Here is a 16,833-nt window from a genome sequence, read left to right on the forward strand (position 1 = left end):
TCAAAAAAAACCGCTGACTAACAGCGGTTTTTATTGAGCTAAATACTTAAGGCAGTTGCTTGATCGGGCTACCACCCAAAGCTTGCATTAGGGTCACATAAGCATTGTATTGGCTTTGGCGGGTTTGCACTAAAGACAGACGGGCATTCCGCGTGGTTTCCTGTGCATCCAGCAGATTTTTCAATGCTACTGCACCATTACGATAACGCACTTCAGTCAAACGTTCTGTACGTTCAGCCAGTTCAACATTACGTTGTTGTAACGCAACCTGTTTGGTGAGTTCAGTACGATTAGACAGGGCATTCTCTACATCGGCAAAAGCTTCGTACATGGTTTGACGATACTGGATAATCGCTTTTTCATATTCTAGTTCATTCACCTGCAAATCACGTTTCATGTCATTCCATTGCAGGAATGGCAGGCTGAGTCCTGCACCTAAGGTCGCCACCGGATTTTTAAGTACATCTGACAATGATGAACTGGTAGCCACACCGGTACTTAGGCTGCCAGTCAGGCTGATCGAAGGATAATAACTGGCTTTATTGGCATCCTTGTTGGCCAAGGCTTTACGCAAACGCAGTTCAGTGGCTCTCAAGTCAGGACGGCGGGAGAGAAGGCTAGCAGGCAAGCCAGCTTCAATCGACGGTAAGGCAATATTCGGTAAACGTTGAGGTTCCTGAATCGAAAGCTGTTGCACAGGCATATTCATGAGTACTGCCAGTGCCGTACGTGTTTCCACACGCTGCTGTTCAATTTGGCTTAAGGTCGCTTGCTGGCTTTGAATGGCCTGTTCAGCTTGAGTCAGATCGAGACCAGACACTGCACCGGCACGATACTGGACATTGACCAGATCATACGTACGCTGTGCAGTCGCCAGGTTTTGTTGAACCACGCTATAACGTTCATTTAGATAACCCAGCTGCCAGTACAGTTGAGCAGTCGTACCAATCAGACTTTGTGCAGTCGCCTGTAAGTCCTCTTCAGATGCCAGGGCCTCCCAACGCGCTGCTTCAGTCTGATTGGCCAGTTTACCGAACAGATCCAGTTCATAGCTTAAGCCAGGGAAATTAACCCCAAAACCGGATGAACTGCTGCCATCTTCCAGATCAAAGCTTCTACGCGTGGTTAAACCCGCATCACTGATACGTACACCTTGCTGGCTTTGTGTCTGTCTGGCTTGAATACGGGCTTGCTGCAAATTGATCCCGGCCACGGCCAGATCACTATTGGCTGCCAGTACGTCATTCACCAGACTATTTAATTGGGGATCTTTAAATAGAGTCCACCATTGATCTGCGAGAATATCAGCATGAATTTGCTGACTTACAGCTTTACTGTTTTGAAAGTTATTAGGTACCTGTACAGCAGGTTGTTCATACGGCGTTTTCACCACGGCCGCACAGCCGGCCAATGAACTCCCTAGAATCAGGGCACTGGCAAGTTTGGTAAGAGTATGCATATCAGATTCCTTATTCTCGAGAAAGTGCATCGACCGGATTCAAACGGGCTGCATTACGTGCCGGGATAAAGCCGAACACAATACCGATCAGACTTGAGCAGACAAAGGCCGCAATAATCGATGTGGTCGAGTATGCCATCTGGAAGGTTCCTCCAGCAAAATGGGTAATCAGCTGACCGATACCGAGTGACAGCAATACGCCTAAGATACCGCCCAGGATACAAACCAGAACAGCTTCAATCAGGAATTGCTGCAGAATGTCACTTTGGCGCGCACCGACCGCCATCCGTACCCCGATTTCCTGAGTACGTTCAGTCACGGAAACCAGCATAATATTCATTACCCCGATCCCACCGACCACTAGGGAAATTACTGCAATTGCCGAGATCAGCAAGGTCATGGTTTGAGTCGTTTGCTGAATTGTTTCACGGATACTGTCTGCATTTTGCGTAAACACATCCTGCGCACCGTGACGTTGGACCAGTAGATTTAAAATGGCATTTTCAGCGGCTGCACTTGGATATTCATCCTTAATACGCACAATAATCTGACGCACATTGGGCTGACCCAGCATACGGCTCATAACCGTAGAGTAGGGCAGATAGACATTCAGGCTATCATTATTGCCCATCATGCCTTTTTGCGCATCAATGACGCCAATCACCCGGCTCGGTACACTGCCTAAGAGCAGTACCTGACCGACAGGATTGGTGCCATCCGCAAAGAAAGTATTTTGGGTGTTGGTATCAATCACCACATCCTGCGCCTGCTCAGTGATACTTTCTTTATCAAATGGCTGACCTGATTTAAAGGTCATACCTTTGACATAGAAGAAGTCTTCACTGACACCGTTAACCGTGGTCGATGCTTCGATCTCTTTGAAGCGTCCGGTGACACTGCTGTTAACTGATGGGCTAACCCCATCCACATAAGGCTGTTCTGCCAGTGCATCGGCATCAGCGGGAATCAGGGTCTTGGATTGGGAGGATCGTGAATTATCCCCGAAGCCCCGGCCTTGGAACACGGTAATGGTATTGGTCCCAAGACTGCTGATATTTTCCAGAATCTGCTTTTGTGAACCATTACCGAGCGCAACGACTGAAACCACCGATGCGATCCCGATAATGATCCCGAGCATGGTCAGGAAGGTTCGCATCCGGTGTGCATTCATGGCCAATAAGGCCATACGGAAAGCTTCACCAAGACGGTCTACCGCGGAACGCCAGCTCGAGATTTTCTTCTGTTCATTTCGGACCAGATTTTCTTTCTCGAAACCATCATTAACTTCAGGCACATTCGGTTTATCTGAAATGATATTCCCGTCTGAAATCTCGATAATACGTGTCGCATTTTTTGCCACGTTATGATCGTGCGTGACCAGAATAATGGTATGACCTTTGGCATTCAGTTCACGCAAAATGCGCATGACCTCAATACCACTGTTTTTGTCCAATGCCCCGGTGGGTTCATCGGCCAAAATCACATCACCACCATTCATTAAGGCACGAGCAATCGATACACGTTGTTGCTGACCACCAGACAGTTGGCTCGGACGGTTTTGGGTTTTGTCCCCCAGTCCTAGATCGGTCAGTAATTGCTTGGCACGAGCATTACGCTCGGTCGCATCGGCACCGGCATAAATTGCGGGTACTTCAACGTTGCCCGTAGCATTTAAATCACCCAATAAGTGATAGCGCTGGAAAATAAAGCCGAAATACTCACGACGCAATTGAGCTAATTCATCAGGCTCAAGCTCGCGGGTTTCACGGCCTTTAACTTTATAGCTGCCCTTGGTCGGCTTATCCAGACAGCCCAGAATATTCATCAAAGTAGATTTGCCCGAACCGGACTGACCGACAATAGCGACCAGTTCGCCCGGATAAATCTCCAGATTGACCCCTTTTAAAATCTGGACCGTGCTTTCACCCGCAGGGAATTCACGAACCAGATTCTTGACCTCGAGTAGAGGTTGCTGTTGTTGATTCATGCTTACATTCTCATTGGGCCGGCGCCACCAGGACCACGGCCACTGCCGCCACGTTTAGCACCGTCATTAGAAGTATCAGAGTCATCTGCAATCACAACCTGATCACCACGTTTCAAGCCTTTGATCACTTGTGCAGTTACACGGTTATTCAGGCCAATCAGGACAAGAGTTGGTTTTGCTGTACCGTCTGCCTGCAATACACGAACCATGGCACGCTGAGCTTTGCCTTGTTCAATCAGGGCACGTTCCGCATCAGAAAGTTCTAAGCGAGGAGGGCGGTCACCTTCCGGACGTTTACTATCGCCACGGGCTTGATCCTGACCTTCGCCACGTCCAGATGGGTCACCGGCTCCGCTAGAGCCTTCACCACGATTTAGACGTTGTGGACGGTTTGAACCTTGAATGGCAGCCGCCGGAACAGTCAGTACATTTCGTGCTTCATCAAGAACGATATAGACTTGCGCCGTCATATCAATGCGCAGCTTGCCATCTTCATTCGGTACATCAAACAGGGCGTTGTAATACACTGCAGAGCCTGAAGTTGAGCTTGAAGTATTGGTTTCGGTATTAATTGAATTTGGTGCAGGTTCAACCTGACGCAGTTTCGCGTAAATTTTCTTGTCAGTATTACCCAAAGTAGTGAAATACACTGTCTGGCCTTCCTGAACTTTCATGACATCGGCTTCAGAAATTTCAGCCTTAATGGTCATGGTATCCAGCTGTGCCAGTTTCACAATCGTTGGTGCACTTTGATTGGCGTTTACAGTCTGACCTTCTTCAGTCACGATCGCTACGATAGTTCCATCCATTGGCGCCACGATTTGGGTATAACCGAGATCTTCTTTCGCAGTTGCCAAAGTTAAACGTGATTGTTCAATCTGTGCATTAATCGCAGTGATATCTGCCTGAGCTGTTTTGTAGCTGGCTAATGCAGATTCCAGTTCTGAACGCGAGGTTGCATCTTGGGCATACATGGCTTGCTGACGCTTATACTCGGCTTCCACCTTGGCGAGGTTGGCCTGTTTCACGGCAAGCTGTGCCATCTGGTTTTTAATGCTGGCTTCAGCAGTCTTTAAATCATTTTCCTGACGAACAGAGTCAATTCGGGCAATTAACTGGCCTTGTTTGACCTGATCGCCGAGTTGCACATACATTTTTTTAACCTGACCCGAAACCTGGGCACCGACACTGACCATTTTGGTGGCTTCAAGTACACCAGTTGCCAGTACCGAATTTTCAATATCCCCTTGCGTCACTTCAGCTGTAATGTATTGTGGCTGCTGCTCTTTTGGTTTCAGAAAATACCAGGCAGTGACTGCCACCAGAATGGCAATCACAATTGCCATAAGGAGTTTCGTAGGTTTTATTTTTGGCATATGGATTCAGATTCGGGTCGTAGGATAACAGTTGATTATAAAAGCGAAATTAGGATAAAACGTGAATTTTTTTTATTTAAAATGAGAACTATTTTCTACTGCCTGGTTTAAAAAAGCATATAAGATAAAACCTGATTTTATATAAGGGATTCATTGAACTATTCCTATTAGAATCATCTTTTTTAGGTGAAATTTTATACGATTTAGCTATCTGAAAAATATTGATCATATGATGAATCAATTAAAACTTCATGGGAGTATAAAGTACTTCTCAGATAGACTGCATGCAAAAAGCTGGCCACTAAACTGCTGATAAAAATACGCCATAATACTTCTCAATATCATGGAAGTTTTTAATGATATTTGTTGTAAAAATAATTCTGCGCTAAAGCCAACCTCTTTTATTTTTAATCTAATTTTTCGAATGATATGTTCTATTAAAATTTAAAAAATCTATGTTTTACATATAGATTTAAGTAAATAAGGTTTGTAATATTTAATTCAATAAAAAAATATGGGTTTATTCATTAAGAGAATATGCTCATTTAATGAGCGGAAAAATAATACGACTTTACTAAGAAAATTGATGAGGTTCATAGATGGAATGAAAGTTACAATATTTGAATTGAGGTGATTGATCATCAACATCGCCAGATTCTGGACTATATAAATGCTTTAGAGCAGGTCAAAAGTATCGGAGATCGCGATAAAATCCGGGAGGTTTTAGATGATTTGATCGACTATACCCAGTCACATTTCAGCTTTGAAGAAAACCTGCTGGAACAGGTGAGTTATCAATATTTACCTTCACATCGCGGCATACATGAATTATTTGTCAAAAAATTAAATGATTATCGTCTGAAGTTTGAGCAAGGTCAGTCCATTGAAAAAGATTTATATCGTCTTCTGTCCAAATGGCTCATCAACCATATTCAGCACGATGATCAGGATTATGTAGAAGCAGTACGGGACAATATGCTGAGCTACCTGCGAACGCAGGAGAAGAAAAAAGGCAAAGGCTGGTTTGCGCGTTTCTTTAGTTAGGCACTCGGAGATGCAAACAAGCTTTGACCGCACATTTCAGCAATGGCCTGCAAGATCAGATGTTCAGGGTTCTCTCTGGACATCCCTTTGATTGCAGCATCGATCCGGATCAAAAGCTGAGGCCAGCTTAAAAAGCGCTGTGGACTTAAACGACGCAAGGCTTGCTGATATAAGCTCACTTTAGTCTTCCAGATACCGATTTGTAAGGCATTTTGTGGCTGTTCAAATAATTGCATCAATAGACGCATTTCTTTGCTGATACTCCACAAAATCAGGCTCATCGGTTCACCTGAGGCAATCAGATACTGAAAGATCTTAATTGATTGTGCCAAATTCCCATTCAGCAAGGCATCACTCAGGTCATAGGTGCTATAACGGGACTGGTCCTGCAAGCAGGCATACAGATGGTCAATCTGGATAATATCTACTTCAGCAAAGGTATCCGCCACTCGCATCAGGCTATTTTTAGCAGCTAGTAAATTGTGTTCATGATGCTGCTCTAACCATTGCCAGGCATCATTGGCCAGCTTAATTCCTAGTTTTTCCGCTTCAATTCCGAGGATCTGTTGACGATCTTTTGGGTAGTTGGCCACTAGCGATACATTTACGCCATTGGCATCAATGGTCTGGAAAAAGCTGGATTTCAGGCTGCTGGCATCCTGCTTCGGCATGACTACCAATAGCAGGTTATCACTGTCCTGTTGCAGATAGTTTTTTAACAGTTTGAGACCACTGGCATCCGGTTTGATATTGCCATGCACTTCAATTGCCAGTTGGCTAGAAAATAATGACAGGCTGTTTAAAGCATTGAAGACATTTTTCCAGTCAGAGGCAGAGCTAATATCATAACGCTGGCGTTCAACTTCACGGCTTTGCCAGCTGCTACGAAAGGCATCTACCAGATTCTGTTCCAGCAAAGGCTCCTGACCATGCAACACCCAGGCACCGCGAGCTTCATTGACACGTTTTAAGGCCTGGAGGTAGTCAAGTTTCATTGGGTCGTCTTATTGGGCTGGTTGAGTCGAAGTTTCTGATCTTGCCAATGGCAAACGATTCGATGAAATTTGACGGGCAATCTGCTGGGCCACATCATCAATCAGGACCTGATTTAAGAATTTCTGTTCCTGGTCATCTGTATTCACGGTTTCAATATCATATTGATAGGTACGGGTCGCGATTACCGTGCGAGGTTCAGTCACCGGATTGCCTTGTGCATCTTCGATTCGGAAAGTGACATTCAGGCGCAATAAGGTTTCTACCAGTTTGCCATTCAATTCTAGACGGCGAGGGGTGTAATCTAGGACACGTAAGACATAAGCATCAGGTGCATTACTCAGCTGTACTCCGGCAGCACCCAGATAAACGGCTAGTTTTTCCTGAAGATCTTCAGTATTGTCAGGCAGGGCCAGACTCATGACTGAGTAAGCTACAGGTGCGGAACTCGGATTGGTTCCTTTTAAATGAAAGCCACAGCCAACGAGGCCTGCACTTAGACCACAAGTTAAAACAATTGCTGCTAAACGTTTGCCTAAATGCATGAGTATCCTCTTTTTCCCTCAGGGAAATATTTGAAATCCTGAACCGGATTGTAAAGTCAAAGCCCGTTGGCTGGCAACGGGCTTTGTTCGGAATTGTTTTACTTGCTAAATTTAATTCCCCTAAATCCCCTTTTTCAAAGGGGGACTTTCCACAATGTGTAGCGCTTCCTAGAAGCGCAGCTCCTCCCTTTATTAAAGGGAAGGTGGGAGGGATTTCTCTAAATTTATTTAAACAACAAGGTTTACAAGTTTATTCGGCACCACAATTTCTTTCTTGGTTGGACCAGTCAAGAATTGCTGAACTTCTGGCAAGGCTTTGGCTTGAGCAAGAATGTCTTCTTTAGATGCATCCACAGAGACTTCTAATTTTCCACGAAGTTTACCGTTCACCTGAACCACAATGGTTTGGGTATTACGAGTCAATGCAGATTCATCCACTTGTGGGAACTGCGCTTGAGTTAACTCGATTCCAAACTGAGCCAATAAAGTCTGACTTAAATGTGGTGCAAATGGTGCCAATAAAGTAAGAAGCGTAGTGATCGATTCACGTGCTACAGCAACGTCATTATCATCTTTCGCTTCAAACTTATTGTTCGCATTTAACAGTTCCATCATTGCTGCAATCGCAGTGTTGAATGCGTGACGACGTTCGATGTCATCACCCACTTTCTGGATGGTTTCGTGAGTCTTACGGCGTAAGTCTTGCGCAGCTGTAGAAAGAGCGGCTTTATCGAATTCAGTTGCAGCATTGCCTTTTTCAAGGAAACCTGTTGCCAAACGCCATACACGTTTCAGGAAGCGGTTTGCACCTTCAACACCGGCATCAGACCATTCAAGTGATTGATCAGGTGGTGCAGCAAACATCATGAACACACGTGCAGTATCTGCGCCGTATTGGTCAATAATCGCTTGCGGGTCGATACCGTTGTTCTTCGACTTCGACATTTTTTCCTGACCGCCAACGATGACATCTTGACCATCACCTTTGTATTTCGCAGAAGTGATGCGACCTTTCTCGTCACGCTCAAGTTCGATGTCGGCAGGGTTAAACCAGGTTTTCTTGCCTGATTCAGACTCACGGTAATAAGTATCCGCAAGCACCATACCTTGAGTGAGCAAGTTAGTGAACGGCTCGTTACCTTGTACCACGCCTTCGTCACGCATTAATTTGTGGAAGAAACGTGCATAGAGCAAGTGCAGAATCGCGTGTTCAACACCACCGATATACTGGTTCACAGGCAACCAGGTTTGACCTGCTTCTGGTTTCACCATACCGCCAGTAAAGTCTGGAGATACATAACGTGCATAGTACCAAGAAGATTCTACGAATGTGTCTAGCGTATCTGTTTCACGACGCGCATCGCCACCACAGCAAGGACAAGTGGTTTCGTAGAATTCAGGCATCTTGTTCAGCGGGTTACCTGAACCGTCTGGCACAACATCAGTTGGAAGTACCACAGGCAGTTGATCTTCAGGCACTGGCACTTGACCACATTTGTCACAGTTGATCATTGGAATTGGACAACCCCAATAACGCTGACGAGATACACCCCAGTCACGTAGACGGAATTGAACTTTAACGTTCGCAAGACCTTGTGGTTCTAATTTTGCAAGGAAGGCATCAAATGCGCCTTGGAAGTCTAAACCGTCAAATTCGCCTGAGTTAACCAGTTTACCGTCTTTTGAACCGTACCATTCTTGCCATTGTGCTGCGTCAAAGTCTGCGTCATCTGCGCCTTTAGCATCAATCACTTGTTTGATGGTGAGGCCGTATTTATTGGCAAATTCGAAGTCACGTTCATCGTGTGAAGGTACCGCCATCACCGCACCTGAACCGTAAGACATAAGCACGTAGTTTGCGATCCAAACAGGAACTTCTTCACCTGTCACAGGGTGTTTTACAGAAAGGCCTGTTGCCATGCCTTTCTTCTCGGCAGTCGCAAGATCCGCTTCTGCCACAGAACCCATACGACATTCTTCGATGAATGCCTGTAGTTCAGGGTTGTTTTCAGCAGCTTTCAGTGCCATTGGATGTTCTGCTGCAACTGCAACATAGGTCACACCCATTAATGTATCGGCACGCGTAGTGAAGACAGTTAAACCGTCTGCATAAACTTCCGGATTCGCTGAAGGGAAGGTGATTTCCATACCTTGTGAGCGACCAATCCAGTTGCGTTGCATAGTCAGGACTTGTTGTGGCCAGCCGTCTTTTAATGTTTCAAGATCGTCCAGTAATTCTTGCGCATAATCAGTGATGCGGAAGTAGTACATTGGAATATCACGTTTTTCAACCAATGCACCTGAACGCCAGCCGCGACCATTTTCAACTTGTTCATTGGCAAGAACTGTCTGGTCTACTGGGTCCCAGTTGACTGTAGAAAGTTTACGGTAGATCAGGCCTTTTTTATAAAGCTGAACGAATAGCCATTGTTCCCAGCGATAGTATTCTGGTGTACAGGTTGCGAATTCACGATCCCAATCTACAGACAGGCCAAGTTTCTTCAACTGATTACGCATGTAATCAATATTTTCGAAAGTCCATTTTGCAGGAGCGACCTGGTGTGCAATGGCAGCGTTTTCCGCAGGAAGACCGAAAGCATCCCAACCCATGGGTTGTAATACAGTTTCGCCTTTTAGACGGTGAAAGCGGCTGATCACGTCACCAATCGTATAGTTACGCACATGACCCATATGCAGTTTGCCACTTGGGTAAGGGAACATCGAGAGGATATAACGACGTGGACCTTCTACAGTGTCGGCAACTTTAAAGGCTTTGCGAGATTCCCAGTCCTGTTGGACTTGAGGCTCAATCGCACTGGCTTGATATTCTGAGTCAATGTGAGTAGTCATATACGTAATACAAGAGAACGGTTAAAAAAATATAAGGCACAGCATAGCGCAAAATGCACCTAAAAGTGAATTTTGCGGATGGTATTCTGCAGGAAAAATCTAAATTGGCAGACGAGTATGATTAGAAGGCTACACGCTCAGACTGACCACGTTGTAAAGCTTCATTGGCTTCACGCTGTTGCTGCTCATTTTCAGAAACGACAGGCACAGCTGCAGATGAGTTTGAGTTACCCGTTTCGGTCTGGTTCTCATTTTCGGTTGTTCTTGCTGGGGTAGGCGCGGAATTGTTCCAGCCATAGGTTTCTACTTTGCTTTTGTGCTTAGCATTTTTAGGAGGCGGGGTTTTAGTGTAGTGAGTCACGCCTTTGGCATCGACCCATTTATAATATTCAATCGCTAAAGCAGAGCTGCTTGCTACACCTAAAACAAACGTAGTGGCAAAACTTAATGCGGTCAGGAAAGATCTTTTCATGAGTAAAAGTCCTGAAAATTTCAAGCGGTTAAATAGGGTTGTTATTGTAGAGAATTTTTTGCCATAAGATGATTTTTAATTCAATTAATTTTGTGATCAGTAGTGATCTTAATGTTTTGAGCTGATACCTAAAAAGAGTAACTTCATATAAAAAGAAATTTATTTATAAATAGTTGCATTGAATTTCTTAAAAATTCATTCAATTTTTTTATATAAGACATATTAAAAATTTATAAAATTAAAGTTTTAAGTATATGAAATTTATTAATTTAAATTAGAATTTTAAAGCTAAAAACCAGAGTTAAAGTCGAAATCGCCTGTAAAAGCAGCAAATTTTAGACGTATAAACAATAATAGCCTGTTTTTTAAACTTGACTTTAAAGGCTGAAAACACAAGAATGCAGCAATAGTTTTATATGCCTTAGATCGATCACCCTTCGAATAAGTGTCATGTCATGCAATGGGCAATTTTTCTAGCCGAAAAATTGAACAAAGCGAACAAAATATGTTTACCCCAACATGTTTTAGATCTTGTATTGCTCGAACAGCAGGTAGATCGGATTTTTTATTCCTATTGCTTTGAAAACTATGAAATTTGTGTGCTATAACAGTGCAGACAGTTAATGAATGAACACTGCAAATGCCTCCCATTTGTGCAGTGAATAATATAGGGTGAATCACGTTGGAACTTCTATCTGGTGGTGAAATGCTCGTTCGCGCATTAGCGGATGAAGGCGTTGAACATGTTTTTGGATATCCAGGCGGCGCAGTACTGCATATTTATGATGCGCTATTTCAACAAGACAAAATTAATCATTACCTCGTACGTCACGAACAAGCTGCCGGTCACATGGCGGATGCTTACTCACGCGTAACAGGTAAAACTGGTGTTGTGCTGGTCACTTCTGGCCCAGGCGCGACCAATACCGTTACTCCAATTGCAACGGCTTATATGGACTCCATTCCAATGGTGATCCTGTCTGGTCAGGTTGCAAGCCATTTGATCGGTGAGGATGCGTTCCAAGAAACTGATATGGTCGGTATTTCTCGCCCAATCGTGAAGCACAGCTTCCAGGTTCGCCATGCCAGCGAAATTCCTTCAATTATCAAAAAAGCATTCTATATCGCGTCATCTGGCCGTCCAGGTCCAGTCGTAGTTGATATTCCTAAAGATGCAACCAACCCGGCAGAGAAATTTGCTTACGAATATCCTGAAAAAGTGAAGATGCGTTCGTATCAACCACCATATCGTGGTCACTCAGGTCAAATCCGTAAAGCGATTGATGAACTGATTCATGCGAAACGCCCAGTCATTTACTCAGGCGGCGGCGTGGTTCAGGGCAATGCTTCAGCACAATTAACTGAGCTTGCACATCTATTGGGTTACCCGGTTACCAATACCCTGATGGGTCTTGGCGCATTCCCGGGCGATGATCCACAATTCATCGGCATGTTGGGTATGCACGGAACTTACGAAGCCAACATGACCATGCACAATGCAGACGTGATTCTGTGTGTAGGCGCGCGTTTCGATGACCGTGTAACCAATAACCCCGCGAAATTCTGTCCGAATGCGAAAGTCATTCACATTGACATCGATCCGGCGACCATTTCTAAAACCATCATGGCGCACATTCCAATCGTGGGTGCAGTAGAACCTGTGCTGAACGAAATGCTGAACCAGTTGAAGCAAATGAATGTGTCCAAGCCAAATCCTGAAGCGATTGCGGCATGGTGGAAACAGATTGATGAATGGCGTCAGGTTCATGGCTTGAAGTTCGATGTACCGACTGATGGCTCAATGAAGCCTCAGCAAGTGGTTCGTGCTCTAGACAAAATCACCAATGGTGAAGCGATCATCACGTCTGACGTTGGTCAGCACCAGATGTTCGGCGCGTTGCACTATCGCTATAAGCGTCCTCGTCAATGGATCAACTCTGGTGGTCTAGGTACGATGGGTGTAGGTCTGCCATATGCGATGGCGGCGAAACTTGCATTCCCGGATCAGCAAGTGGTTTGTATTACTGGTGAAGCGTCTATTCAGATGTGTATCCAGGAACTTTCTACCTGTAAGCAATATGGCTTGAACGTTAAAATCTTGTGCCTGAACAACCGTGCCTTAGGTATGGTGAAACAGTGGCAGGACATGAACTACGAAGGCCGTCATTCTAGCTCTTATGTAGAGTCTTTACCTGACTTTGCAAAATTGATGGAAGCTTATGGTCATGTAGGTATTCAGATTGACCATGCAGACGAGCTTGAGTCTAAGCTAGAAGAAGCGATGGCAATCAATGATAAGTGCGTATTTATTAACGTAATGGTTGACCGTACAGAACACGTATATCCAATGCTGGTTGCGGGTCAATCGATGCAGGATATGTGGTTAGCAAAAGGGGAGCGCACGAAATGAGACATATTATCTCTGTACTCGTAGAAAACGAAGCAGGCGCGCTTTCTCGCTTGGTGGGTTTATTCTCACAACGCGGCTACAACATTGAAACATTGAACGTTGCGCCAACTGAAGACCCAACACTTTCACGTCTGACTTTGACAACTTATGGTGATGATCACAAGATCGAACAGATCACTAAACAGCTGAACAAGCTGGTAGAAGTGGTTAAAGTAGTGGATCTGTCTGAAGGTGCACACATTGAACGTGAGTTGATGCTGATCAAAGTGAAAGCTTTAGGTGCAACCCGTGATGAAATCAAACGTACGACCGATATTTTCCGTGGTCAGGTGGTTGACGTAACACCAACAACTTACACGATTCAAATCGCGGGTACGACTGAAAAAATCGACGGTTTTATTGATGCATTAGCAGAAAACACGATTTTGGAAGTGGTGCGTTCAGGCGTATCAGGTATCGCACGCGGCGAAAAAGTACTAACCATCTAAATTTTTTAAATTATTTCCTCATTCTAATAAGAAGGGGGCTTCAGGCAATGTGATCAAGGATCATTGCCTGATGAAACGGACACACAAGCATTTAAGCGGAGACAGCAATGCAAATTTTTTACGATAAAGACTGCGACTTATCTATTATCCAATCTAAGAAAGTAGCAATCATTGGTTATGGTTCACAAGGTCACGCACACGCGCTTAACCTTAAAGATTCTGGCGTTGACGTAACTGTTGGTCTACGTGCGAATTCTACTTCTTGGAAAAAAGCTGAAAATGCTGGTCTTAAAGTTGCTGAAGTTCCTGCTGCTGTAGCTCAAGCTGACGTAGTAATGATCTTGACTCCAGATGAGTTCCAAGCTCAACTTTACCGTGATGTAATCGAGCCAAACATCAAAGAAGGCGCGACTCTTGCATTTGCTCACGGTTTCTCTGTTCTTTATAACCAAGTTGTTCCACGTAAAGACCTAGACGTAATCATGGTTGCGCCTAAAGCTCCTGGTCACACTGTACGTTCTGAATACCAACGTGGTTCAGGTGTTCCTGACTTAATCGCGATCCACCAAGATGCTTCTGGTAATGCTCGTAATGTTGCACTTTCTTACGCTTCAGGTGTAGGTGGCGGCCGTACTGGTATCATCGAAACTTCTTTCCGTGAAGAAACTGAAACTGACCTGTTCGGTGAGCAAGCGGTTCTTTGTGGTGGTGCTGTTGAACTGGTTAAAATGGGCTTCGAAACTCTGGTTGAAGCTGGTTATGCACCTGAAATGGCTTACTTCGAATGTCTACACGAACTTAAACTGATCGTTGACTTGATGTTCGAAGGCGGTATCGCTGACATGAACTACTCAGTATCTAACAATGCTGAATACGGCGAATACGTGACTGGCGTTGAAGTAATCAACGAACAGTCTCGTGAAGCAATGCGTAATGCACTTAAACGTATCCAATCTGGTGAATATGCGAAGATGTTCATCCAAGAAGGTGCGTTGAACTACCCATCTATGACTGCTCGTCGTCGTCAAAACGCTGCACACGGTATTGAACAAACTGGTGCTAAACTGCGTGCGATGATGCCTTGGATTCAAGCAAACAAAATCGTTGATAAAGAAAAGAACTAAGTTCTAATTTCTGAGTCACAAAGCCCTTGTTTTATAACAGGGGCTTTTTTATGTTTTATAGAAATGACTGACATCATTGGTTAAAGTTGTGTGCCTCAAAGAAAGAAAAGCATTGCTTTTCATTCCTTGCGCTTCATTCAAAGCAATGCTTTGCTTCCTTGCACTTCGTACAAAACAGTGTTTTGTACTCGTTCATACCTTGGATTCAAGCAAACAAAATCGTTGATAAAGAGAAAAACTAATTCTCTAATTAGCTGATTTATATGCTATAAAAAGCCCTGCGAAAGCGGGGTTTTTTTATGGTTATAACCATTTTATATTTAATGACGATATTAATATGTATGGTACTTATTATGGATGAATCAGAAATTATAAAAATTAAGGGGCATAATAAATACTTGTCAAAGTTATTTCTTTGGGGAGTGATTTTATTAATTGTTTTTTATATCGTAATAAACTTTTGGGTGTATGTAGGTCACCCATTTGACGTTAGTGGCGAGCAGGATCGGCGAGCTGCCTTAGGAGCTCTTGGAGATTATTTTGGTGGATTACTTAATCCTATCTTTGCATTTTTGAGCTTTATGGGGGTTTTATGGACTTTAAAAATGAGTCGAGAGGAATTGGCTGCAACACGAGGTGTAATGGATGCTCAGCTGAAGACACAGTCATTACAACAGTTTGATAGTTTATTCTTTTCTTTATTAAGTGAATTAACTAAAAAAATTGAAACCTTAGTAGCTGATAATGAGAGATATGAAAAAAAATATAAAAATATTTATGATATTCGAACAACTATGAGGATTGATGAAGAAAACGAGAAAACTATAAATTCTCTTAAATTGGAGTTACATCAGCATAATGATATATGCACAATTTTTTCTTTTCTATATCAATTTTTGAAGATGATTGAAGCTAAAATCAATCAATTCCAAGTATTGAATACTGTTGAAAAGCTACAATTAGAAAAAGAGTATGCTTATATTGTAAGAAGTTTGATTCCAGAAAAGCTCTCTCATCTTTTGATTTTATATATGTATAAAAATAGAAATGAGCATTTTAGATATTTATTAGAAAAATATCATTTTTTTGAAGAATTAGATTTTAATAATAAGTTGATTAATTTTACTAAAATTTTAACTGCAAGTTTCAATCTTCCAATTTCAATATTTGGAGAGAATCTGACATATCTAGGCTATAGAAAAATTTTAGGCATAAACGTATTAAAGAATCATAGTATAAATAATTGTTATGATGTTTTTTACGAGATTCTTAACAGAGCAGGTATTCAACCTCAAAAGATAGAAGATGGTTGTGAGATATATAGGTATACAAATAGTAAAAAAGAAGAATTACAATTTAAATTTGAATTTGAATATTTAGATAATTTTTTTAGTATAAATAAGCTTTTGTATAAGAAAGAATCTTTGGTTTTTCATGCAGTACAAACTATTAATATTCTAGACAATAAGTATCTTGCTTTAGTATTTGGTTCAGCGGCTAGAATAATTATTGAACTAACAGAATTAGAACCCAAGGTGATGTATATTAAAGATATTTATTGGGACTGAAGTTTTACTCATACTCTAAAATCTGGCTATATTCTAAAAGGGAAGAATAGGGCTTTGTTGCACAAACCTATCTGTAAAGGCTTTTTCAGCGATATAATTTTCAAATGAAGAAGCCTACACACAAAATCTACCGTACAACCAATTGGCCCGCATATAACCGAGCACTCATGAGTCGCGGAAATATTGCCATTTGGTTTGATCTTGCTACGCAATGGTATGCGCCATCAAAAGGCAAACAAGGGCGAAATCAAACCTACTCCGACGCAGCTATCCAATGCTGCTTAATGATTAAATCTCTATTCCGTTTGTCTTTACGTATGGTCACTGGCTTTGTGCAAAGTCTGATTAAACTTTGCGGATTAAATTGGACCGCACCAGATTATTCCACCATTTGTAGAAGACAAAAGCATATTGATATTGTAATCAGCTACCAAAAAAGTAGCGATGGGCTGCATCTACTCATGGACTCTACAGGCATGAAGTTTCTAGGTGAGGGCGAATGGAAACGCAAGAAACA

At 43.0% G+C, this 16,833-nt stretch carries 13 protein-coding genes; 6 read left to right on the forward strand and 7 right to left on the reverse strand.

Annotation, left to right across the window (positions count from 1 at the left end; all coding sequences use genetic code 11):
• Positions 1 to 46: 46 nt before the first annotated feature.
• From ACEWB7_RS03030 to ACEWB7_RS03040, 3 genes are read right to left on the reverse strand one after another with little or no spacing between them, the layout of a single operon-like run.
• On the reverse strand, positions 47 to 1,459 hold the full coding sequence (locus ACEWB7_RS03030) for an efflux transporter outer membrane subunit (protein WP_411580422.1): 1,413 nt from the start codon (positions 1,457 to 1,459) through the stop codon (positions 47 to 49).
• Between the two features lie 10 nt (positions 1,460 to 1,469).
• Positions 1,470 to 3,446: a MacB family efflux pump subunit gene (locus ACEWB7_RS03035; protein WP_411580423.1), complete on the reverse strand. Its 1,977-nt coding sequence runs from the start codon at positions 3,444 to 3,446 to the stop codon at positions 1,470 to 1,472.
• A gap of 2 nt (positions 3,447 to 3,448) precedes the next feature.
• Positions 3,449 to 4,822 (reverse strand): MacA family efflux pump subunit, encoded by a 1,374-nt coding sequence (locus ACEWB7_RS03040; protein WP_411580425.1) that lies wholly within the window; start codon positions 4,820 to 4,822, stop codon positions 3,449 to 3,451.
• A 624-nt stretch (positions 4,823 to 5,446) separates the two neighbouring features.
• Between ACEWB7_RS03040 and ACEWB7_RS03045 the strand changes: the two genes are divergently transcribed.
• Positions 5,447 to 5,866 carry a bacteriohemerythrin gene (locus tag ACEWB7_RS03045; RefSeq protein ID WP_411580431.1) on the forward strand — a complete coding sequence of 140 codons (420 nt, stop codon included), beginning with the start codon at positions 5,447 to 5,449 and terminating at the stop codon, positions 5,864 to 5,866.
• On the opposite strand, the gene holA is transcribed toward ACEWB7_RS03045, so the two are convergent.
• The 4 genes from holA to ACEWB7_RS03065 form a co-directional block, all read right to left on the reverse strand.
• A complete protein-coding gene (gene holA, locus ACEWB7_RS03050; protein WP_004782082.1) occupies positions 5,863 to 6,861 on the reverse strand; it encodes a DNA polymerase III subunit delta in 999 nt (332 codons plus the stop codon). The genes ACEWB7_RS03045 and holA overlap by 4 nt on opposite strands.
• 9 nt (positions 6,862 to 6,870) lie before the next feature.
• On the reverse strand, positions 6,871 to 7,404 hold the full coding sequence (locus ACEWB7_RS03055) for a hypothetical protein (protein WP_180033794.1): 534 nt from the start codon (positions 7,402 to 7,404) through the stop codon (positions 6,871 to 6,873).
• A gap of 228 nt (positions 7,405 to 7,632) precedes the next feature.
• Complete coding sequence (leuS, locus tag ACEWB7_RS03060; protein ID WP_411580426.1) at positions 7,633 to 10,254, reverse strand: leucine--tRNA ligase; 2,622 nt, start codon at positions 10,252 to 10,254, stop codon at positions 7,633 to 7,635.
• A 121-nt stretch (positions 10,255 to 10,375) separates the two neighbouring features.
• Positions 10,376 to 10,726, reverse strand: coding sequence for a DUF4124 domain-containing protein (locus tag ACEWB7_RS03065; protein WP_004782087.1), 351 nt, complete (start codon positions 10,724 to 10,726; stop codon positions 10,376 to 10,378).
• A gap of 682 nt (positions 10,727 to 11,408) precedes the next feature.
• On the opposite strand from ACEWB7_RS03065, the gene ACEWB7_RS03070 reads away from it, so the two are divergent.
• The 5 genes from ACEWB7_RS03070 to ACEWB7_RS03090 form a co-directional block, all read left to right on the forward strand.
• The gene (locus ACEWB7_RS03070; protein WP_166139073.1) at positions 11,409 to 13,136 is read left to right on the forward strand and encodes an acetolactate synthase 3 large subunit; all 1,728 of its coding nucleotides are present in this window, start codon (positions 11,409 to 11,411) and stop codon (positions 13,134 to 13,136) included.
• Positions 13,133 to 13,624, forward strand: coding sequence for an acetolactate synthase small subunit (gene ilvN / locus ACEWB7_RS03075; RefSeq protein WP_004782091.1), 492 nt, complete (start codon positions 13,133 to 13,135; stop codon positions 13,622 to 13,624). The genes ACEWB7_RS03070 and ilvN overlap by 4 nt, the downstream gene beginning before the upstream one ends.
• A 107-nt stretch (positions 13,625 to 13,731) precedes the next feature.
• Positions 13,732 to 14,748: a ketol-acid reductoisomerase gene (ilvC, locus tag ACEWB7_RS03080; protein ID WP_005232140.1), complete on the forward strand. Its 1,017-nt coding sequence runs from the start codon at positions 13,732 to 13,734 to the stop codon at positions 14,746 to 14,748.
• 353 nt (positions 14,749 to 15,101) lie between these two features.
• On the forward strand, positions 15,102 to 16,316 hold the full coding sequence (locus ACEWB7_RS03085) for a hypothetical protein (RefSeq protein WP_411580427.1): 1,215 nt from the start codon (positions 15,102 to 15,104) through the stop codon (positions 16,314 to 16,316).
• 104 nt (positions 16,317 to 16,420) lie between these two features.
• Positions 16,421 to 16,833, forward strand: a 413-nt coding sequence (locus tag ACEWB7_RS03090; protein ID WP_411580428.1) for an IS5 family transposase, incomplete at its 3' end; no start/stop codon positions are given.

It is taken from the genome of Acinetobacter sp. NIOH-H-8 (genome assembly GCF_046635365.1).
Taxonomy (GTDB): domain Bacteria; phylum Pseudomonadota; class Gammaproteobacteria; order Pseudomonadales; family Moraxellaceae; genus Acinetobacter.